Origin of the sequence: Kibdelosporangium persicum (assembly GCF_013280595.1) — a bacterium.
Classification (GTDB): domain Bacteria; phylum Actinomycetota; class Actinomycetes; order Mycobacteriales; family Pseudonocardiaceae; genus Kibdelosporangium; species Kibdelosporangium persicum.
The window spans coordinates 140,176-161,259 of sequence record NZ_JAAATY010000003.1 but is presented as its reverse complement, the minus strand read 5'-3'; the positions used below and the strand labels follow the sequence as shown (position 1 = coordinate 161,259).

Sequence of the window (21,084 nt, the reverse complement as noted above, 5' to 3'; positions counted from 1 at the left end):
ATGCAGATGGAGCAGCTGTACCAGGAGATCATCCTGGACCACTACAAGAACCCGCACGGCCGTGGCCTGCGGGACCCGTTCGACGCCGAGTCGTTCCAGGTCAACCCGACCTGCGGGGACGAGGTCACCCTGCGGGTGAAGCTGGACGGCGAGACCGTCACCGACGTGTCGTACGAGGGCCAGGGCTGCTCGATCAGCCAGGCATCGACGTCCGTGCTGACGGATCTGGTGGTCGGGCGTAGCGTGGGGGAGGCGTTCAAGACCCTGGACGCGTTCACGGAGCTGATGCAGGGCAAAGGCCAGGTCGAGCCGGACGAGGACGTGCTGGAGGACGGCGTCGCGTTCGCCGGCGTGGCCAAGTACCCGGCGCGTGTGAAGTGCGCGCTGCTGGGCTGGATGGCTTTCAAGGACGCGGTCGTACGAGCTGAAGGAAACGCCGCATGAGCGAGCTTGCCGAGCGAATCATCACCACAGCGCCGCGCTCATGCGACGGGCTTGACCACAGCGGAGGTTGCGCATGAGCGAGCTTGCCGAGCGAATCATCACCACAGTGTCGCGCTCATGCGACGGGCTTGACCACAGCGGAGGTTGCGCATGAGTGAGCAGGACGTGGTGCGTGGCGCCGAGGGCATGCCCGAGGTCGCGCCGAAGGCCGACGTCGCGGCGATCGACGACGTCGAAGAGGCCATGCGGGACGTGGTCGACCCCGAGCTGGGCATCAACGTGGTGGACCTGGGCCTGGTGTACGACATCAAGGTCGAGGCCGACAACACCGCGACGATCGACATGACGCTGACGTCGGCGGCCTGTCCGCTGACCGACGTGATCGAGGACCAGACGCGGACCGCGCTGACCAGCGGCCCGGGCGGGGGCATCGTCGACGACTTCCGGATCAACTGGGTCTGGATGCCGCCGTGGGGCCCCGAGAAGATCACCGAGGACGGCCGCGAGCAGTTGCGCGCGCTGGGCTTCACAGTGTGACCGTTGTCCCCGACGTCGTCGCCCCGGGCCTTTCCGTGCTGTTCTGCGGAATCAACCCGGGGCTTTTGTCTGCCCGGCGCGGGCAGCACTTCGCCCGGCCGGGCAACAGGTTCTGGCCCGCGCTGCACCTGTCCGGGTTCACCCCGCGGCAGCTGCGCCCGGCCGAGCAGTTCACGTTGCTGGAGTACGGCCTCGGCATCACCAACATGGTGGCCCGGCCGAGCGCGACGGCCGCCGAGTTGTCCACACAGGAATTCGTCGACGGGGCCGGAATCCTGACCGGGCTGGCGGAGAAGTACGCCCCGCAAACGGTTGCCGTCGTGGGGATCGGCGCCTACCGCATGGGCTTCGGCCGTCCCAAGGCGACAGTCGGCCCGCAGCCGGAGACGCTCGGGCCGTCGCGGATCTGGGTACTTCCCAACCCTTCCGGCCTGAACGCGCATTACCAACTGCCTGCGTTGGCCGAGGAGTTCCGGCGGTTGCGCGAGTCTCTCTGACCGGACTCGCCGTCCGCCGGTGAGTAACCGACAGATCGCGGCGCCCGTGCCGTTGAGTTCATATTGGTCAGTCCCAGGTAGACACACGTTTTTCCGCGATCGGGAATGTCCGGCCGAATCCGGGCTTGCCTTGCCGCCGCCGGTCCAGTTGGGTGTCCCTCCACAGGGGACGATGGAAGAGGCGGTAGGTCGTGGGCTGGCTCCAGCGGAGTGGTCGCCTGGTGGCGTTGCTGATGGTCGTTGTGCTGGCGGCTGCCTGCACCGAAGCCGCTCCGGACGATCCGGCTCCCGAGAAGGCGCGGATCAAGCTGGGAGTGCTGCCGGTGCTCGGCGCGGCACCGGTGTTCCTGGCCTCCGAGAAGGGGTTCTTCGCCCAGGAAGGGCTCGAGGTCGAGTTCGTGACGATCCAGGGTGCGGGCGCGGCCGTCGGGCAGATGGCCAGTGGCGAGCTCGACATGGTGTTCGGCAACTACGTCTCGTTCTTCACCGCCCACGCGAGAGGGACCGCGACGGTCAAGTTCGTCGCCGACGGGTACTACGCGAATCCGAGAACGTGGATGGTCCTCGTCGCCAAGGACTCGCCGTTGCGCAAGCCCGCCGACCTCTCCGGCAAGCGCGTCGCGGTGACCACTGTGAACAGTCTGGCCGACCTGACGATCAAGTCGATGATGAGCACGACGGGCGTCACCATCACCACGCCGACGTTCGTGGAGATGGCGTACACCGACATGGGCGACGCGCTGAAGAACCGCACAGTGGACGCCGCGTTGCTGTCCGAGCCGTACATCACCGACGTGGCCAAGCGGTACGGTGCGCTGCCGTTGTTCGACGCGGCTTCCGGTCCCACGGCCGACATCCCGATCTCCGGATACGCGACGGCCGAGAAGTTCGCGACGGCCAACCCGAACACCGTCCGGGCGTTCCAGCGGGCGCTCAGCCGCGGCGCGCAGATCGCGGTCACCGACCGCAGCGAGGTCGAGAGGTCGATCCGGCAGTACGCGGGCGTGGACGACCAGACCGCGGCGCTGGTGACCCTCGTCGGCTATCCGACCAGCCTCGACCCGACGCGACTGCAGCGCGTGCCCGACCTGATGGTGAGCTACGGCGCGCTGACGAGCCGGCTCGACGCCCGGTCGATGATCCTGCCGAGCGCGGTGAGCAAGTCGTTCCTCAACTGACGGTCAGGTCCAGCGCGGCCTTCTCGATCGCGTCCTCGCTCAGCAGCACGTGGTTCGCTGCCGGGCCGAGCGGGATGAAGCAGTCCTCACTGGTGACCCGGCGCAGTGCGCCGCGGTAGCCGCCGTCCAGCAACGCGGTGAAGACGGCCTCGGAGATCCCGCCGGTCCGGCGTGTCTCGTCGGCGACCAGGACGCGTCCGGTCTCGTTGGCGTGCGCGATCAGGTCCTTGACGGGCAACGGTGCGAGCCAACGCAGGTCCAGTACACGCGCCTCGATGCCCTGAGCGGACAGCCGCCGGGCGACGCGCAGGCTCATCGGGACGCCGTTGGCGAACGACACGATGGTCAGGTCGGTGCCGGAGCCGTAGAGGCGGGCACGGCCGAGCGGCGCCGACTCCGGCTGCGACGAGGACGCCAGCCAGCCGTTGTCGCCGGGCTCGTGGAGGTCGCGGGTGTGGTACAGCGCGATGGGTTCGAGGAAAACGCACACCTGACCGTTCTTCCTGGCCGCCGCCGCGCAGGTGTACAGCATGGCGGCGGCGTCATCGGCTCGTGCGGGCGCGGCGATGACCACGCCGGGGATGTCACGTAGCGCTGCGACGGAGTTGTCGTTGTGGAAGTGGCCGCCGAAGCCTTTCTGGTAACTCAGTCCGGCGATCCGCACGATCATCGGGTTGCGGTACTGGTCGTTGGAGAAGAACCGCATCGTCGACGCCTCGCCGCGGATCTGGTCCAGCGCGTTGTGCACGTAGGCGAGGTACTGGATCTCGGGGATCGGCAGGAAACCGACGAGCGACGTGCCGAGCGCGGTGCCCAGGATGGACTGTTCGTCCAGGACGGTGTCGAACACCCTCGCCGGGCCGAACTTCTTGTGCAGGCCGCGGGTCACCCCGTAGACCCCGCCTTTGCGGGCGACGTCCTCGCCGAACACCAACGCGCCGGGATCGGACGACAGGATGCCGATGAGCGCCTGGTTGATGCCCTGCGCCAAGGTGCCGGAGACCGGGACGAACGGCGCGTCCACCGGTGCGGTCGCCAGCGGCGCCATGATCCGGCCGGCACTGGCCAGTTTCGGCCGTGCCACGGCTTGCTCGGCGACCGCCCGCACTTCGGCCCGTTTCGCCTCATACCGGTCGAGCACCTCGGCCGGTGTCAGAACGCCGTGCGAGACAAGCAGGGAAGCGGTGCGCACGAGCGGGTCGAGCGAGTAGTCCGCGGTGATCTCGGCCGGTGTCCGGTACGCACTCTCCACATCGGACCCGGCGTGGCCCATCAGCCGGACCGTGCGCAGATGCAGGAAAGCAGGCGCCCGGTTGGTACGGACCCATTTGGCGGCCTCGGCCGCCACCGGCACGACCGAGGTGAGGTCGGTCGCGTCGGCGGTGAAGTACCTCAGCCCCGCGGCGGAGTGCGCTTCGGCGATCCACCCGGGCGGTGTCCGGACGCTGATGCCGATGCCGTTGTCCTCACACACGAACAACACGGGCAACGGCAGTCGCTGGAACGCGCAGTGCCGTGCGGCGTTCAGCGCGCCGAGCGCGGTGGAGTGGTTCGCCGACGCATCACCGAATCCGCATACGACGATGGCGTCCTGAGGCCACGGCGACGGCAGCCCGAGCTTGGCCGCGCGTCGCATGCCCAGCGCCAGGCCGACGGCCCTGGGCAGGTGCGAGGCGATGGTCGACGTCAGCGGGATGATCGAGAGCGCCGCGTTTCCGAACACTTTGTGCCTGCCGCCGGAGATCGGTTCGTCGGCGGCCGCCACGATGCCCAGCACCATGTCGAGTAAGGGATTTATGCCTGTTACCTGCCGTGCCCGTTCAATGTAAAAAGCACCCGATCGGTAATGCAGCAATGCCGGATCACTGGGTCGCAGTGCGGCCGCGACAGCCGCGTTGCCCTCGTGCCCCGACGAGCCGATGCTGTAGAAACCCCGGCCCTGACCACCGAGTTCCCGGGCGATGAGATCGACGTGCCGGCTGCCGAGCTGCGAGTCGAAGAGGTCGAGGAACGGCAGCTCACGACTACCGCCGCCACGTCCGGGAGGCAGTGCTTGGACCGTACGGGTGAAGTGCTCGTCGATCGGCTCGCTCACCATGTCGAGCATGGCCGCCTCCCGGCCGAGTACGCAACCCGCCGGTTTGTCAAGAGCGAGTTCTGTCAACAGACCGTCGTGATATCACAAGTTGTCGTGAAATCTGTGTCACAACGTGGAATAGGGGTTGAGAGTGGTTTCCGAATTCGCTTCCATGAATTGGGTCAGGTCAGGTGAGTTGACGGGAGAGCGGAGCAGGTCATGACGGCCATGCGCGACAGAGTGTCGATCGAGGAGGACACCGACGAGGGCACCTACGACGTGGAGCTGCCGATCCAACTGGACGACGACGACTTCTTCGAGCCGACGATCATCCGCGGCCGCGAGTAGCGCGAAGTCCACTTCGCCACGCCCGGACCGGGCCTGCTGTCCACAGTGAACAGCCGGTCGGCCGGCCTGCGCTCGTCCTGGGGTGACGTCAGAGCGATTCGGCCAGCAGACCGCGCGCCTTGCGCAACTCCTTGGGCATGTTCCACGCCAGCACGCCGATCAGCCTGCCGGACCGCCTGTAGTGGGCGACGAACCTGCCTTCCGCCGGGTCGCCTTGCTCGACCGACACGTCCGCGTCCCCGGCGAGGTGCCCGAACGCGGCGATCTTGGTGTCGTACTGATCGGTCCAGAAGTACGGGATCGGCGCGAACGGGGTGTCCGCACCGAGCAGGTTGCGCGCGGCGGCCATGCCCTGTTCCGTGGCGTTCATCCGGTGCTCCACGCGCATCCGCTCGTCGAAGCCCTCGTGGTGCCAGCTCGCGATGTCCCCGGCCGCGTACACGCCGGGCGCCGCCTGGCACCGCGCGTCGCACAACACGCCGTTGCCGATCGGCACGCCGCTGTCCGCCAGCCAGTCCGTCGCCGGAATCGCACCGATGGCCACGAGGACAACGTCGGCATCGATCTGAGTGCCATCGCTCAATTGCACCGAGCTGACTCGGTCCGTTCCCACCAAGCGCTCCACACCGACGCCGGTGCGCACGTCGACGCCCTCGGCCTGGTGCAGGCGCGCGACCAGGCCGCCGACCTCGGCGCCGAACTGCCGGACCATCGGCTGCGGCAGCGGGTCGACGAGCGTGACCGACAGGCCGAGCCGGCGGGCGGACGCCGCGGCCTCGCACCCGAGGAACCCCGCGCCGATCACCACCAGCCGGGAGGACGTGGCCAGTTCGGCGCGCAGCGCGACGGCGTCGTCGACCGTCCGCATCACGTGCACGCCTGCCAGATCGTGGCCATCGGGCAGCAGCCGGGGCCGGACCCCGGTCGCGATGATCAGGCCGTCGTAGCCGATCCTGTCGCCGTCGGCGAGGTGCACCAGCCGTGCGTCGGTGTCCAGGCCGACCGCTTTGGTCCCGAGCCGCATGCCGATGCCGGCCTGCTCGTAGTCCGCGTCCTTGCGCAGCGCGATCTTGTCGGTCTCCCAGGTGCCCGACAGGACCTGCTTGGACAGCGGCGGCCGGTCGTACGGCAGGTGCGGCTCGTCGCCGACCAGCGTGATCCGCTGGTCGAAGCCTTCCCGGCGAAGCGTTTCCGCGGCGGTGAGCCCGGCGGCCGACGCCCCGATGACCACGATCCGGTCCATGCTTCAGCCCTCCCAGGTGACCGGCAACTGGTGCACACCGTAGACGAGGGCGTTGTCCTTGAACGAGATCTGGTCGGGCGGCACGGCCAGCCGCAGGGACGGGACGCGGCGGAACAGCCGGGAGTAGACCTCCTGCAGTTCGATGCGCGCCAGTTGCTGGCCGATGCACTGGTGGATGCCGAACCCGAAGGCCAGGTGTGTCTTGGCCTTGCGGTCCAGCGCGATCGTGCCGGCGTCCGGGTACACCCGCTCGTCGCGGTTGCCCGACGCCAGCGAGGCGATCAGCCAGTCACCCGCTGGGACGGTCTGCTCGCCGACCTGGATGTCCTCGGTGGCGTACCGGAGCAATCCGAACTGGATCACCGAGAGGTATCGGAGCATTTCCTCGACCGCCGTCGGTGCGATGCCGGGATCGCTCCGCAGCTCGGCGAGCTTCTCCGGCTGCTGCAGCAGAACGGTGGTGCTCAACGCGATCATGTTGGCGGTCGTCTCGTGGCCCGCGATGAGCAGCGTGAGGGCCAGCTCGACCATCTCGCCCGCGCTGATCGGGTCACCGGACTCGCGGCTGCGGGTGATCATCCGGCCGATCAGGTCGTCGCCGGGGTCGGCCAGTTCGCGCTCGAGCAACGTCGTCATGTAGGCCTGCATCTCACCGTAGACGGCGTACTGGACCTCCGGGTCGATGTCCACGGCCATCAGCCTGGCGCTGTGCTTGTGGATCATCTCGCGGTCCTCGTACGGCACCCCGAGCATCTCGCAGATCACCAGCGACGGGATCGGCAGCGCGAAGGCCTCGTACAGGTCGGCCGGTTTCGGCCCGGCCAGCAGCGCGTCGATGTGCTCCTCGACGATCCGCTGGATGTACGGCCGCAGCGCCTCCATCCGCCGGACGGTGAACTCCGGGGTCAGCATCCGGCGCAGCCGGGCGTGCTCCTGGCCGTCCATCTGGAGGATGTTGCCGGGGGTGACCGGGCGGGCGAGGTCGGCGTTGGGGTTCATGTGCGTCGACGGCGACTTGCGTGAGCTGACCCCCGGTGCGGACAGCACGGTTCGTAAGTCCTCGTAACGGCTGACCACCCAGGCGTCGATGCCTGCCGGGCACCTGGCCTTGGTGATGGTCTCCTGATCGCGCAGCCGGGTGAACTCGGCCGGCGGGTCGAACGGGCAGCCGGGCGTCCGGTTCGCCGGGAACGCGGCAACGGTCGGCACGTCGGTCATCAACGGGATCCCTTCCGAAAAATGGCAGTGAGTGCCATACGAACCAGACTGTCAGCAGCCGGTTACTGCCGCAAGTTCCTGATGACGGTCATTCGCCGAAGCCGCTGAGGATATCCACGACCTCCGCCGGGCGGTGGAGGAATGTGCCGTGCCCGCCGGATGCGAAATGCACGTCAAACGGGTTGTGCGGAGTCAGCGCGTCGGCTTCCTGGATATAGCGTTCCTGTGCGGCGGGTGGCATGTTTTTGTCTTCGGTGAGCCGGATGAAACTGTGCGGGACGCGTCCCCAGCTGTCCTTGCCGACCCGGATGTCGAACGTCGGATTGGTCTGCCACCAGACTTCGTCCGGCTCGAACCCGTTGAGCGCCGCGACGAACGTGTCCGGGCTCGCGCCCCCGCCGAGGGCGTCCCGTAACGCGTCGAACGCGGCGGGATCGTTCGTCCGCCAGTTGAGCCGGATGTACCTGCGTTCGGCGGGATCGGTCATGGTGATCTTCGCGGTCGCCGGGAACAGCGTGCTCGACGCCCACTCCGGCTCGGCGATGTAGTCGCCCGGCGCCAGGGTGACCGGACACTGGGCGGCGATGTAGACGACCCGGGCGAGCAGGCCGGGGATCTCGTTGGCCACGCCGGTGATCATCAGGCCGCCGAGGCTGTGCCCGACCAGGATCACCGGGCCGTGGTCGCGTATCCGGCGCACCGTGTCCACCACGTGCCCGACCCACTGCCGCCCGGTCACGTGCGCGATCGGCGAGGGCTCGGCCGCGAACGCCGCCAGGTCCTGTGTCTGATATGCCCGGGTGAAACCGGTGCCCCGGCCGGGCAGGTCCACCGCGAGCGTCCGGTGGCCACGGAATGCCATTTCCCGCTGCACCGTCGCCCACACGCGGGAGTTGCTGCCTGACGGATGCACCAGAACATATGTCGGAATCATGGTGCCGAGTATGCGAACCGGTCGGCGGACCGTCGATGTCCGCGCCCTTTCAGGCGGGAAACCGCACCTTTTCGGTGCGGCGATTCCGGGAAACGAAAATGATGCTTCTCGTCCTCGAAGGCGGTGACGTGATGATAGCACAAAAGGCGGACCGTGAAATCACGGCCCGCCCTTCTGTGTTTCGGTCAGGCCTGGCCGGCCGCCTGCGTGGCAGGCATGCCGATGGACAGCTTGGCCAGCAGGTTACGTGCGGCCTCGGCCTGACGCGGCTGGCACAGCACGTCGTAACGACGGGCCACGATCTGGCTGTGCGACACGAAGTCGCGGCGCCCGCGGGTCGCGCCGTAGTTCATCGCGGCGAACGCGAGACCGAACGCGGTACCGGTGACCAGGCCGACGAGGATCGGTCCCCACGCGAACCCGGCCGTGAACATGCTCAGCAGCAGGCCGACGAACAGGCCGAACCACGCGCCGCTCGCCGCGCCGCTGCCCAGGACCCGGCCCCAGCTCAGCCGCCCGGCCACCCGTTCGACCAGCAGGGGTTCGACACCGACGATGGTGACGTCCTGAACCGGGAACTTGGCGTCCGCCAGGTAGTCGACGGCGTGCTGCGCCTCGGCGTACGTGTCGTAGGAGCCGATCGGCCACCCGTTCGGCATCGTCGGCAACGAGGGAATGGCGTTGGGGGGACGAAAGGCTGCTGTGGACATCGCTCTCACCTCTGGAATCCTTGTTCCTACATCCCGTCCAACGTGAGGTGCCGGTGAGTTGTGCCCGCGGCCGGATGTTCACAGCGACCTATCAGGTCCCTCTCAGCCAGGTCACTGCCGTCCCAGGACAGCCGCGGCGCCGCGCACCAGCTCGACGTGCAGTTCTTCGTCCGGCACGTCGGGGAACAGGCTGATCGGGCCGGTCGCCGCGGCGAACGCCTGTGCCGCGCGGACCCGTTGCCGCCAGCCGGGGTCGGGGCCGGCGATCAACGCGGTCGCCCGCTCGACGATGCCCGTCACCCGCTTCATGATCTCGGCCGTCTCCTCGCTGTGCACCGAGGCGTCCCGCAGCAGCAACTCCATCGCCTTGCGGTGCTTCAGCATCACGCCGACACATCCGCTGAGGACACCTTCCGCGCCGCGCACGGTGGACGTGACCGCCGCGAGTTGCTCGACGGCCGGGCCGACCAGGCTGTCGAGGATCTCGGTCTTGCTGCGGAAATGGTGGTACAGCGAGGGTTTCGTGATGCCGACGTGTTCGGCGATCTCCCGCATCGACGCGGCCTTGTAGGTGCGCGTGCTGAACAGGTCGAGCGCGGTGTCGAGGATCCGCGCCCGCGTATCGCCACTCACGGCGCCGGACCCTACCATCCGACCGGTCGGTAGGCGGCGAAACCGCCGGAGGGCAGCGGCCTGTCACCGCCCTCCGGCGGTGCGCTCAGCCGCCGTTGGCGGGCTGGTACGCCTGAGCCCGCAGCGTCCGGGCGCTGGAGTCGCCCGCGATCCTGTCGACCGCCGCGAGGAACTTCGGCCCCATGTCCGCACGGGCCCGCACGAACGGGTGCGTGCCGCCGAAGTCCGCCACGTGGTCCGGCAGCCCGCGGGCGAACAGGGCGTACGTCAGCACCGGCTTGCCGGCCTTGTCGAACATGACGCCGGCCTCGTTGCGGCCGTCGTTCAGCCAGCCCGCCTTCGTCGCGACCCTGGAGCGGTCGGCCGACGACATCACGCGACGGATACCGTCGGTGAACGCCACCTGCGAGCGCAGCACGTTCAGGATGTAGTCGGTGGACGCCGGGCTGAGCAGCGTGCCCTTCACCAGGCCCTGCAGGATGTCGTGGGTCTCCCGCGGCGTGGTCTTGCCGAGGAAGTACCGGTTCGGGTTGCTCGCCGACGGGATCACCTGGGTCTTCGGGAAACCCTTGGCCACCAGGGTCTCGTTGATCTCCGCGGGCGGGCAGACCAGGCCGGTCAGCCGGACGCACGTGTCGTCGGAGACGGTCAGCAACAGCGACAGGACGTGCCCGAGCGTGAACACGCTCGGATGTGCCCGGTCGAGCGGGAGGATGCCGTCGCCGGTCGGGATCACGATGTCCGCGGGCACCTCGACCTGGTCGGTGAGCTTCAGCAGACCCCGGTCGATCTTGTCGAGCACGGCGACCGCGGCGGCCACCTTGTTCACGCTGTACGCCTCGACCAGGTCATCCGAACCCTGGTCGACGGCGACCCCGTCCGCCACGCTGATGTACGAGTTCCACGTGCCGCCCGCCCGGGCGGACTCGACGTCGTGGATCCACCGCACGCGGCGGCGGGCCCGGTCCGGCGTCGCCGGACTCGCTTCTTCCACTTCCCGCGCCAGCGCCGGAGCGCTGCCCAGCACGCCTGTCGCCGCGACCGCGGTCCCCAAACCGAAAGCCGCACGCCTGTTGAGTCGGTACCCCATGCCGGAAGATCCAACCACGGACGGGTGAACCGCAGGGCGGCGCGTTCTCGTATAGCAAGTCAGATGGGAGGGGTGTGCATGAAAACCGCACGAAGCAGAGCCGCGGGGGCGCCCGGACCGGTCTTCACGATCTCCGAACTGGCGTTCGAGGTGCTGTGGGACTTCCTCGGGCTGCCCGACATGCCCGAGACCCTGACCGTGTCGCATCGCGGCCAGGATCGGCGCGGCATGGTCTCCAAGGCGTGGTCCGAGCTGCAACGCGCCGGCCTCGCCGATTCGTCGGCGCCGCATCCACGGCTGGTGGCCCTGTTCACCATCCTCGCCCGGCCCCGGCGTGCCGTCAGTGCCCGGCTGTGGCTGGGCGGCCCGGTCCGGGCCTACGCGGCCGCGGTCGGTGACCAGGCCGCTTTCGGCGTGCACGTCGGCGGTTACGTGAACATCCACGCCATCCGCCCGGAGGATCTGGCCCGCGCGCCGGTCTCGCTGTTGCTGGACGCCGCACCCGGCCCCGGGTGCACGGTGTCGCTGCCCAACGAGGTCATCGCGGACGCCCGGTTCCGTTCCATCGCGGGCCCCGGCAACCGCACCCAGCGGCGCGCGCCCCGCATCGGATCCGAGGAAGCCAACTGGCTCGCGGAGACCATCTACGGCGCGGGCGACCGCGGCGAGTTCACCGCCGCCGTCATCGACCACATGGGCTACTCCGTACGCGACGACGAACTGGTCGGGTTCTTCGACTCGCCCAACGGCCGCTACCTGATCGAGGAGTACCGCGCCGCCGACGGCCGTGACTGGACCACCGTCGAGCCCGCGAACGGCAAGATGCTCGTCGACTGCATCGAAAAGACCCTGATGACGTTGAGCGGTCACCTGATGAGCGAGCTCGCCCGCGCCAGCGAACCGGCCTTCACGCGCTGAGGTCCAATCCGTCGAGCAACGCGCGCAGGCCGAGCTCGAACAGGTTGTCCAGGATCAGGTCGTAGCCCTCGGCCGACAAGGCGGCCAGCATCCGGGCGAACGTCGGATGACGGCCGTCGGCGGCGATCGCCCGCAGGGCGGGTGTCTGGTTGTCCGCCCAGTCGTCCATCGTCAGCCCGGACGCGCCCGCGGCCTGTTGTTCGCGATCGAGGTGGACCGCGATGCCCTGGATGTAGCTGAACAACAACACGTGCAGGTCGCACATGGCGGCCGCGCCGAGGCCAAGACCGTCCAATGTCGACAGTGCGAACTCCGCGTGGGTGGCCAGGTTCGGCAACGGCAGTGGCCGGGTGATCGGACCGAGCTGGGCCAGCCACGGATGCCGCCGGTACAGCGACCACAACGTACGAGCCCACAGTTCGAGGCGGGCGCGCCGGCCCTGGGGTGGTCGTGCGGGATATCCGCGCTCACCGAACGCCAGGTCGGCCATCAGCACGATCAGTTCGTCCTTGGTGCCGATGTGCTTGTACAGCGCCATCGGCGCGACGCCGAGCCGTGCGGCGACTCCGCGTATGGTCAGCACGCCGAGCCCTTCGTTGTCGGCGATTGCCATCGCTGTCCGGACGATGCGCTCGCGCGTCAGTGCTTGAGCACGCCCGGAGCGCTGCCGCGGTGCGCTCGGTGCGTTTGGCCGCATCGCACTCGCGGAGCTCGGTGCGTTTCGCGGACCGGCGACGACCGTTCCGGAGCGCGGTTCGGCGCGCACCAGGCCTTCCTGGCTCAGTGCGGTGAGCACTTTGGCCGCGGTCGCCGTCGCGACACCCCATTCGGCGGCGATCTGGCGCGTCGACGGCACCTTGGCGCCGGGCACCAGTTCGCCGTGCGTGATCCGGCGTCGAAGCTCGTCGGCGATGGTCAGATACCGCGCCCGCGCTGCCATGCCCCCTCCAGCCTGTGCTAGTACAGATCAGCAACTGTACTAGGTCAGTTTTGGCCAGTAAATCCAGCTCAGGACATAGTGGCCGAAGTATTCGAAGTACAACGTACGGAGGCCGCACATGCGAAACGTCCTGATCTCCGGTGCCGGTGTCGCCGGACTGGCCCTGGCCTACTGGGTGCGCCAGGCGGGCTACTCGGTGACCGTGGTCGAGCGGTCGAACGGGTTACGGCCGGGCGGCCAGGCCGTCGACATCCGTGGTGTCGCGCTCGACGTGATGAACCGGATGGGCCTCGGTGAACAGATGCGCGCGGCACGCACCCGGATGCGGGGGATGTCCATGGTGGACGGTTCGGGCAACGAACTGTTCCGGTCCGAGGAGTTCGCGCTCAGCAGCGGCCGGCTGGACAGCGACGACGTCGAGATCCTGCGTGAGGACCTCACCGAGATGCTGTACCAGGCCACCACGGACAGCGTGGAGTTCGTCTTCGGCGACACGATCACCGCACTCGACCAAATTGAGCACGGCGTGCGGGTCGAGTTCGAGCACGGCGGCTGGCGCACCTTCGACTTCGTGATCGGCGCGGACGGCACGCACTCCGTGGTGCGCAGGCTGGCCTTCGGCCCGGAACAGGACTTCGTCCGGCACCTCGGCCAATATCTGGCCGTCTTCCCGGCGGACAACTTCCTCGAGCTGGACAACTGGCAGGTGTGGTTCACCGACCAGGCCAGCGGCTCGGGCGGCGTCGCCTACCCGGTGCGCGGCAACACCGAACTGCGGGTGACGTTGGGCTTCGCGGCCGAGCAGCTGGACTACGACTACCGGGACGTCGCGCGACAGAAGCAGCTGATGACCGAACGGCTCACCGGGCTGGGCTGGGAGGTGCCCCGACTGTTGTCGGCGATGAACGAGGCACCGGCCTTCTACTTCGACGCGATGGCCCAGATCCACATGGACCGGTGGACGAACGGCCGCGTCGCGCTCGTCGGCGACGCCGCGTACTGCGCGTCACCGTTGTCCGGCCAGGGCACCAGTCTGGCGTTGGTCGGCGCGTACGTCCTCGCGCAGGAACTGGGCGACTCGTTCGGCACCTACGAGTCCCGGATGCGGCCGTTCGTCGGACTCAACCAGGCGCTCGCGACCGAGAACCCGGCCGGGCCGGCGCCGGAGGAATCGGTCGAGCGGGCCAAGAACGCGATCTCGCTGGACGTTCCAGCGCCAGCTGAAGCTGGGTGACCAGGCGCTGTTTCGGGTCGTCGAGGTCGATCCCGGCGAGCTGCGCGGCTCGCCGGACCCGGTAGCGCAACGTGTTGGGATGGATGTGCAGCAGGTTCGCCGCCGCCCGCACGTCACCGAGCGCTTCGAGGTACGCCAGCACGGACGGCACCAGGATGTCCTTGGTGTCCTGTGCGGCGAGGGCGGTCAGCCGCGGATCGCGGATCTCCTCGTGCTCGGCGAGCAGGCCCAGCAGTTCGGCCAGCATCACCTCGGCGCGCACGTCGTCGATGGCGGCCACCGGCAGGTCCAGCCCCGCGTCGAGAACACGGTCGGCTTCCCGGCGCGCGCCGGCCGTGCGGCTGAGATCCGGCGCCATGGCGACCGCCGCGCGGACCGCGATGCCCGCGTGCTCGCGTGCCGCGGCGACCACCTCCTTGGCCAGCGTGATCATTCCGTCGCTCGCGTGCAGATCGGGGAGCAACGCGTAAATGCGCGCACGCAATGTGGTGACCAACGCGGCGCGCCGGTAGGCGGCGGCGTGCACGGAGATCACGTTGGTCAGTTCGGCACGCCGCAGTTCCAACGTGGACCGGTCGGCGTCGTCGGTCAGTTCGAACGCGACGACCCCGGCCGCGCGCTTGGCGTCCGCGCCGATGTTCGCGGCCACGGCGGCCGCGGTGGTGTGCCCGTCGAGCAATCCTTCGAGCAGGCTCTCGCGCAGCCGGAGCGGTGCCGCCGGATTGTTCCGGCTGCGCACCAGGTGCAACGCGGTCACCCGGGCGGCGCCCAGCAGCGCACGCTCGGCCTGGTCGGTCAGCGGAGTCGCGCCTTCTTGCACCCAGATTGTTCCGAGCGACTGCTCCCCGGCGTGGACGCCGACCGCCAACCGGCGCCGGATGCCCAGCTCCGGGCGTTCGTCGATGCGCTCGACCGCCTCGCTTTCCCGCAGCCGCCGGTACACCCCCCATTCGCGGAGCTTGGCCAGGTACTGCTCGGGCCCCTGGCGGCCGAGGATGGACAGCCGCCGCAGCTCGTCGACCTCGTCCGACGAACGCGAGTACGCCAGCACACGACTGGCGGTGTCCTCGATGCTGACCAGGCCGCCGGTGAGCGCGGCGATCGTCTGGGCGAGCGAGAACAGGTCGCCGGCCGTCTCGCTGTCGGTCTCCGCACCGAGGTTCGCGCGAGCGATGGACTCCACTTGCTCCCAGCGTGCGTCGGATCGCACCGAGAGCAAGGCGACGCCCGCGTCGTTGGCGGCCCGTTCCAGCGCCTCGTCCTGCCCTTTGACGGCGACCGCGAGCGCACCGCGGCGCGCCGCCGCGCGGACGGTCGGGATCGCCGCCCGGCCGCGCACGCCGATGAGCAGGACCACGTCACCGGGCCGGACGTCCGGGTCGTCCTCCGGATCGAGGATGACCACGTCCCGGACGAGACCGTCGAGCCCGCGCGGCGCCGCGACCACCTCGACCATGGGGTCGCCGAGCGCCTGCAACAGCTGGCGCAGTGACTTGTCCGATCGGCTAAGCATGATGGGAGAATCTTAGCCAATCAGACAAAATCTGCTGGTCGAACCGCCCCTACCGTGGGCGCATGGACGCAGTGACTCGAGTTCCCGCCCCCGTCAACGAACCGGTCTTCGACTACGCGCCGGGCACCGCGCCCCGGGCCGCGCTCGAAGCCGAGCTCGCGGCGCAGGCCAAGGAGACCGTGGAGTTCACCCTCACCATCGGCGGTGAGCAGCGGATGGCAGGCGGCGCCCGGATCGACGTCGTGCAGCCCCACAACCACCGCGCCGTCCTGGGCACGCTGGCCAACGCCACCCACGAGGACGCCAAGGCCGCGATCGCCGCCGCCAAGAAGGCCGCGCCCGCGTGGCGCTCGCTGCCGTTCGACGCGCGCGCCGCGATCTTCCTGCGCGCCGCCGACCTGCTGACCGGCCCGTGGCGCGCCCGGCTGAACGCCGCGACCATGCTCGGCCAGTCCAAGACCGCGATCCAGGCCGAGATCGACGCCGCCTGCGAGCTGGCCGACTTCTGGCGGTTCAACGTGCACTTCGCCCGGCAGATCCTGGCCGAGCAGCCGATCAGCTCGCCGGGCGTCTGGAACCGCACCGACCACCGGCCGCTCGAGGGCTTCGTCTACGCGATCACGCCGTTCAACTTCACCGCGATAGCCGCGAACCTGCCGACTGCGCCCGCGCTGATGGGCAACACCGTGGTCTGGAAGCCCTCGCCGACGCAGTCGCTGTCGGCGCACCTGACCATGCGCCTGCTCGAAGAGGCCGGGCTGCCCGCCGGTGTGATCAACCTGGTGACCGGCGACGGGCTGGCGGTCTCCGACGTCGCGCTGACCGACCCGGACCTGGCCGGGATCCACTTCACCGGCTCCACCAGGACGTTCCAGCACCTGTGGGGCCAGGTCGGCGCGAACATCGCGAACTACCGGTCCTACCCGCGGATCGTGGGGGAGACCGGCGGCAAGGACTTCGTGCTCGCGCACCCGTCCGCCGACGTCGACGTGCTGCGCACCGCATTGCTCCGAGGAGCGTTCGAATACCAGGGGCAGAAGTGCTCCGCAGCGTCCCGAGCCTATGTACCGAGGTCGGTGTGGCGGCGGATGTCCGGCGACTTCCTGGCCGAGGTGGAGTCGCTGACCGTCGGCGACGTCACCGATCTGCGCAACTTCATGGGCGCCGTGATCGACCGCCGTTCGTTCGACAAGCTCGCCGGCGTGCTCGACCGGGTCAAGTCCGACCCCTCACTGACCGTGGCCGCCGGGGGAACCGCCGACGACAGTGACGGCTTCTTCGTCCGCCCGACGGTCCTGCTGGGCACCGACCCGGCCAACGAGGTCTTCACCACCGAGTACTTCGGCCCGATCCTCGCGGTGCACGTGTTCGAGGACAACGCCTTCGACACCGTCCTCAAGCAGATGGAGAACGTGGCGCCGTACGGCCTGACCGGCGCGGTCATCGCCGGCGACCGGGCCGCGATCGAGCGCGCGACCGAAGACCTGCGGTTCGCCGCGGGCAACTTCTACGTCAACGACAAGCCGACCGGCGCCGTGGTCGGCCAGCAGCCCTTCGGCGGCGGCCGCGCGTCGGGCACCAACGACAAGGCGGGCTCCCCGCTGAACCTGCTGCGGTGGGTGAGCCCTCGATCGATCAAGGAGACCTTCGTGCCGCCGACCGTTTCTCGCCACCCGCACCAGGGGTAGGAGGTAGACATGTTGCGTACCAGCCTGCTTGCCGCGGCCCGTTCGCCGGTGGCCCGCGGCCTCGTCGAGCGCAGCCCGCTGACCAAGCCCGTGGTCAGCCGTTTTGTCGCCGGTGCCGAGACACCCGACGCGGTCGAGGCGACCCGAGCGCTCGTCGAGTCCGGCCGGGCGGTGACCATCGACTACCTCGGTGAGGACACCACCGACGTCGCCGACGCGTCGCACACCGTCAAGGCGTACGTCGAACTGCTCTCAGCGCTGTCGGGCGAGGGACTCGCGGCTGGTGCGGACGTGTCGGTCAAGCTGTCCGCGGTCGGCCAGGCGTTGCCGGGTGACGGTCACCAGATCGCCCTGGACAACGCCCGGCTGATCGCCGAGGCGGCCGCCGGGGCCGGCGCGACGCTGACCCTGGACATGGAAGACCACACCACCACGGACTCCACCCTGGACATCCTGTCCGAGCTGCGGGCCGATTTCCCCTGGGTCGGAGCGGTCCTGCAGGCGTACCTCCACCGCACCGAGGGCGACGCCCGGGACCTGGCGGTCGCCGGTTCCCGGGTGCGGCTGTGCAAGGGCGCGTACCGCGAGCCTGCTTCCGTCGCTTTCCAGGACAAAGCGGAAGTCGACCGCAACTACGTGCGGGTCCTGCGAATCCTGATGCGGGGCGAGGGATATCCGATGGTCGCCTCGCACGACCCGCGGATCATCGCCATCGCGGGTGACCTGGGCGCCGGGCGGGACTTCGAGTACCAGATGCTCTACGGGATCCGGCCGCAGGAGCAGGAAGCGATCGCGAGGCGCGGCGACACGATGCGTGTCTACGTGCCGTACGGAGTGCAGTGGTACGGCTACTTCATGCGCCGCCTGGCCGAACGGCCCGCGAACCTGGGCTTCTTCCTCCGGGCGCTGGCAACGCGAGGGTAATGTGCTGTAAAGCCTGAACCAGGCTGTGTTCCCCGGGCGTTCATGTGTGCTGGACAAGGTTACGCCGGATCCACCAGCACGCGAGGAGCGAACGTGGGACATCACCACCATCCTGATCACGAGCACGACCATTCCCGCGTTCCGGCCGGAGACCTGCCCAGGGCGGCGGACCTGGCGATCCCGGACGAGGACCTCAGCCGCGAGGAACTGACCCGGCGGTCGGTCTTCCGCCGGGCAGGTCTGCTGGGCGCCGGACTGGCCGTCCCAGGCACCGTGCTCGACGCGTCCCCGGCCGCCGCCGCGCCACGGAACAACGTGCCACGCGGCGGCTTCCGTTGGCTCGCTGGTGACCACCACGTCCACACGCAGTACAGCGACGACGGCAAGTACCGGGTCATCGACCACGTGCGGCACGCCAACGCCTACGGCCTCGGCTGGCTGGTGATCACCGACCACGGCGGCCCGGTGCACGCCAAGATCGGTGTGGACAAGGTCAACCCCGACATCCGGGCCGCGAGGGACGCGTACGACCACACCCTGGTGTTCCAGGGGCTGGAATGGAACATCCCCGGTGCCGAGCACGGCACGGTCTTCGTGGCGCCCGGTCGTGACGAAGCCTCGTTCCTCAAGGAGTTCGAACTCGGCTACGACGGCCGCACCAACGAGGCCGCCCCCGACAAGGAAGCGCTCGCCATCGCGGGCGTGAACTTCCTGGCCGAGGGCGTGCGCCAACGCCGGGTCGACGACGCGATGATGCTGGCCAACCACCCGGCCCGCAAAGGCCTGGACTCCCCGCACGAGATCCGCGGCTGGCGTGACGCCGCACCGAACATCGCGGTAGGCATGGAAGGCGCGCCGGGTCACCAGGCCGCGGGCATTCCCCAGCCGTACGGCGGCGGCCGCGCGCGCGGCTTCTACGACGGCTCGCCCGGCTCGGACGCGTTCGCGGGCTACCCACCGGAGACCTACTACACCTGGGGCGGCTTCGACTGGCTGACGTCCACAGTGGGCGGTCTGTGGGACAGCCTGCTCGCCGAAGGAAAGCCGTGGTGGATCACGGCCAACTCGGACTCGCACAGTGTCTACGCGGAAACCTCGGTGCGCGGCCCGGACAGCGACTTCACCGCCCACGGACGGCACTCCGACCCCGTGCGCGGCGGCGCGCCGAACCTGGCCGAGGGTGACTTCTGGCCAGGCTGCTACAGCCGTACCCACGTCGGCGCACTGGACTTCTCGTATCGCGCGGTGATGGACGGCATCCGGGCGGGCCGGGTCTGGGTCGACCACGGCGGCCTGATCAGCGGCCTCGACGTGCGGCTGCGCAGCCGGGGCAGCCGGCTGTCCAGCGCGACCCTCGGTGGCTCGCTGCACGTGCGCCGGGGCACGCCGGTCGAGCTGACGATCAGCATCGACCTGGCGAACACCCCGAACTGGGCGCAGTTCGTGCCGGTTCTGTCGCGTGTGGACATCATCGGGGGCGACGTCACCGGGCCGGTGCGGGACCGCGACACGATGATCGCGCCGCGTACCAAGGTCGTGAAGTCGTTCGAGGTCAACAAGTCCATGGGGACGGTGACGTTCACCCACCAGCTCGGGCGGCTCGACCGGCCGGTGTACGTGCGGCTGCGCGGGACGGACGGCAACCGCTCGGCTCCCGGGTTCCTGGGTGCGGCGGTCGACCCGGCCGGGCCGGCGATCGACGTGGCCGGCGACGCCGACCCCTGGAAGGACCTGTGGTTCTACACCAACCCGATCTGGGCTCTGCCGTACTGACCGGGCCCATACCACAGGGATCTGACATTCCGTTGTCAGCGCCCCCGGATAGCCACGTTACCGGAGGGGTGTGACAGTTCCCGGCGGAGTGCGCGCCGTGGAATGCGCGCCGTGGAGTGCGCGCCATGGGAATGTGTGCCGTGGCAATGTGTGCGGTGGGGTGTGTGGCGGGAATGCGCGCGGCTTGGCTGGCGGTTGGGTGCCTTCCGCGGCGAGCCGCCTTCCCGGCGTCAAATCCCGACATCGATGGTTCCCCTGTCAAGCCAAGGTACTTGCCGGGTACGACAGGTCAGGGCTTGTGCGGGGTTGTCAGGCGGGTACGACAGGTCAGGGGATGCGGTTGAACTCGGCCAGTGCGTTCCTGAACGAGTCGGGTTCCACTTTGATCAGGCCGTGGAAGGGCTGGTCGAGTTCGACCGCGAAGTACACCGTGAACGCCAGGATCCCGGCGAGGAACACCAGGCTCAGCACGTGCCGCAGGTCCGCGCTGAAGCCGACCAGCAGCGGGAAGGCGACCATCGTGAACCCGCCGATGATGGTGCCCCACAACAACAGGGTCAGCAGCGCACTGCTCCCGGTCGCCTGCTCGATCCTCGCCCGGCGTTGGTCCGCCGCTGTCCGCACGTTCTGCAGGGCCTGGTCGCGGACCGCCAGATCGGTGTCCGATTCGGACGGCAGGTTGCCGATCTCCGCGCGCAGCGCGACAAGCAGGTCGTCGGCCTTCTCGTCGGCCTTCCTCTCGTCCAGCATCGCCCATTCCCGGTCCACGACTTCCGTCGTGTACTCCTTCACCAGCGCGCGGACCTGGTCGCGTTCCGGCTGCGGGGATTTGGCGACCTGCCAATAGATTTCGACCAGGCTGGCCGCCTCGGCCTCGGCGTGCTGTTCGGTCGTGTCCGCCTCCGTCCAGGTGATCACCGTGTAGAACGCGAGGACCACAATGAACAGTGCGTTGAGCACGCCGCCGACGAAACCGAGCGCTTCACCGTTGTACGTGCCTTCCTTCGCGCGTTTCCGGCGACCCGCCACCATCATGACGACCGCCGTGACCACCATCGCTGCAACGACCAAGAGGTATGCGTAGCCCGGCACGACACCATGGTTGACACAGCGTGGCGGGCATCGCCAAGCGTGGCCCCCAAATACACCGAGAGGAGTGAACAGTCTGGCGATTCGTCGAGAACT

The 21,084-nt window shown here is 68.9% G+C and carries 20 protein-coding genes; 10 read left to right on the top strand and 10 right to left on the bottom strand.

Features of this window, described 5'->3' with window-relative positions; all coding sequences use genetic code 11:
* From sufU to GC106_RS07490, 4 genes are all read left to right on the top strand, one after another.
* Entirely contained in the window at positions 1-444 is a 444-nt protein-coding gene (gene sufU / locus GC106_RS07505; RefSeq protein ID WP_173125862.1) for a Fe-S cluster assembly sulfur transfer protein SufU, read from the top strand.
* A 150-nt stretch (positions 445-594) separates the two neighbouring features.
* Positions 595-981, top strand: a complete 387-nt coding sequence (locus tag GC106_RS07500; protein WP_173125860.1) for a metal-sulfur cluster assembly factor — start codon at positions 595-597, stop codon at positions 979-981.
* A complete protein-coding gene (mug, locus tag GC106_RS07495; protein ID WP_312872517.1) occupies positions 978-1,478 on the top strand; it encodes a G/U mismatch-specific DNA glycosylase in 501 nt (166 codons plus the stop codon). Before GC106_RS07500 ends, mug begins: the two co-directional genes overlap by 4 nt.
* A gap of 191 nt (positions 1,479-1,669) precedes the next feature.
* A complete protein-coding gene (locus GC106_RS07490; RefSeq protein ID WP_173125858.1) occupies positions 1,670-2,656 on the top strand; it encodes an ABC transporter substrate-binding protein in 987 nt (328 codons plus the stop codon).
* Here GC106_RS07490 and GC106_RS07485 read toward each other — a convergent pair.
* A complete protein-coding gene (locus tag GC106_RS07485) occupies positions 2,649-4,820 on the bottom strand; it encodes a dehydrogenase E1 component subunit alpha/beta (RefSeq protein ID WP_246365079.1) in 2,172 nt (723 codons plus the stop codon). The two genes, GC106_RS07490 and GC106_RS07485, sit on opposite strands and share 8 nt — an antisense overlap.
* A gap of 132 nt (positions 4,821-4,952) precedes the next feature.
* On the opposite strand from GC106_RS07485, the gene GC106_RS48705 reads away from it, so the two are divergent.
* Positions 4,953-5,081 carry a hypothetical protein gene (locus GC106_RS48705; RefSeq protein WP_281368399.1) on the top strand — a complete coding sequence of 43 codons (129 nt, stop codon included), beginning with the start codon at positions 4,953-4,955 and terminating at the stop codon, positions 5,079-5,081.
* Positions 5,082-5,169: 88 nt separating this feature from the next.
* Here the strand turns inward: GC106_RS48705 and GC106_RS07480 are convergent, their stop codons facing one another.
* From GC106_RS07480 to GC106_RS07455, 6 genes are all read right to left on the bottom strand, one after another.
* Positions 5,170-6,324: an NAD(P)/FAD-dependent oxidoreductase gene (locus GC106_RS07480; RefSeq protein WP_173125856.1), complete on the bottom strand. Its 1,155-nt coding sequence runs from the start codon at positions 6,322-6,324 to the stop codon at positions 5,170-5,172.
* Positions 6,325-6,327: 3 nt separating this feature from the next.
* Complete coding sequence (locus tag GC106_RS07475; RefSeq protein ID WP_173125854.1) at positions 6,328-7,542, bottom strand: cytochrome P450; 1,215 nt, start codon at positions 7,540-7,542, stop codon at positions 6,328-6,330.
* Positions 7,543-7,630: 88 nt separating this feature from the next.
* Complete coding sequence (locus tag GC106_RS07470) at positions 7,631-8,476, bottom strand: alpha/beta hydrolase (protein ID WP_173125852.1); 846 nt, start codon at positions 8,474-8,476, stop codon at positions 7,631-7,633.
* Between the two features lie 185 nt (positions 8,477-8,661).
* Complete coding sequence (locus tag GC106_RS07465; protein WP_173125850.1) at positions 8,662-9,186, bottom strand: general stress protein; 525 nt, start codon at positions 9,184-9,186, stop codon at positions 8,662-8,664.
* A 111-nt stretch (positions 9,187-9,297) separates the two neighbouring features.
* On the bottom strand, positions 9,298-9,819 hold the full coding sequence (locus GC106_RS07460; RefSeq protein ID WP_173125848.1) for a TetR/AcrR family transcriptional regulator: 522 nt from the start codon (positions 9,817-9,819) through the stop codon (positions 9,298-9,300).
* 85 nt (positions 9,820-9,904) lie between these two features.
* Complete coding sequence (locus GC106_RS07455) at positions 9,905-10,873, bottom strand: serine hydrolase (protein ID WP_217280218.1); 969 nt, start codon at positions 10,871-10,873, stop codon at positions 9,905-9,907.
* A gap of 114 nt (positions 10,874-10,987) precedes the next feature.
* Here GC106_RS07455 and GC106_RS07450 point away from each other — a divergent pair, with 114 nt between their 5' ends.
* Positions 10,988-11,827 (top strand): ESX secretion-associated protein EspG, encoded by an 840-nt coding sequence (locus GC106_RS07450; protein WP_173125844.1) that lies wholly within the window; start codon positions 10,988-10,990, stop codon positions 11,825-11,827.
* Here GC106_RS07450 and GC106_RS07445 read toward each other — a convergent pair.
* Positions 11,817-12,767 carry a GntR family transcriptional regulator gene (locus GC106_RS07445; protein WP_173125842.1) on the bottom strand — a complete coding sequence of 317 codons (951 nt, stop codon included), beginning with the start codon at positions 12,765-12,767 and terminating at the stop codon, positions 11,817-11,819. The genes GC106_RS07450 and GC106_RS07445 overlap by 11 nt on opposite strands.
* A 118-nt stretch (positions 12,768-12,885) precedes the next feature.
* Here GC106_RS07445 and GC106_RS07440 point away from each other — a divergent pair, with 118 nt between their 5' ends.
* On the top strand, positions 12,886-14,001 hold the full coding sequence (locus GC106_RS07440; protein WP_173125841.1) for an FAD-dependent monooxygenase: 1,116 nt from the start codon (positions 12,886-12,888) through the stop codon (positions 13,999-14,001).
* Here the strand turns inward: GC106_RS07440 and GC106_RS07435 are convergent.
* On the bottom strand, positions 13,889-15,514 hold the full coding sequence (locus GC106_RS07435; protein WP_173125840.1) for a PucR family transcriptional regulator: 1,626 nt from the start codon (positions 15,512-15,514) through the stop codon (positions 13,889-13,891). The genes GC106_RS07440 and GC106_RS07435 overlap by 113 nt on opposite strands.
* Positions 15,515-15,576: 62 nt before the next feature.
* Between GC106_RS07435 and pruA the strand changes: the two genes are divergently transcribed.
* The 3 genes from pruA to GC106_RS07420 all read left to right on the top strand — a co-directional run bounded on the left by pruA (position 15,577) and on the right by GC106_RS07420 (position 19,899).
* Positions 15,577-17,202, top strand: coding sequence for an L-glutamate gamma-semialdehyde dehydrogenase (gene pruA / locus GC106_RS07430; RefSeq protein WP_173125839.1), 1,626 nt, complete (start codon positions 15,577-15,579; stop codon positions 17,200-17,202).
* Between the two features lie 9 nt (positions 17,203-17,211).
* Entirely contained in the window at positions 17,212-18,126 is a 915-nt protein-coding gene (locus GC106_RS07425; protein ID WP_173125838.1) for a proline dehydrogenase family protein, read from the top strand.
* A 93-nt stretch (positions 18,127-18,219) separates the two neighbouring features.
* On the top strand, positions 18,220-19,899 hold the full coding sequence (locus GC106_RS07420) for a PHP domain-containing protein (protein WP_312872516.1): 1,680 nt from the start codon (positions 18,220-18,222) through the stop codon (positions 19,897-19,899).
* Between the two features lie 327 nt (positions 19,900-20,226).
* Here GC106_RS07420 and GC106_RS07415 read toward each other — a convergent pair whose 3' ends face one another.
* A complete protein-coding gene (locus GC106_RS07415) occupies positions 20,227-20,970 on the bottom strand; it encodes a bestrophin-like domain (RefSeq protein ID WP_173125836.1) in 744 nt (247 codons plus the stop codon).
* Between the last annotated feature and the right edge of the window lie 114 nt (positions 20,971-21,084).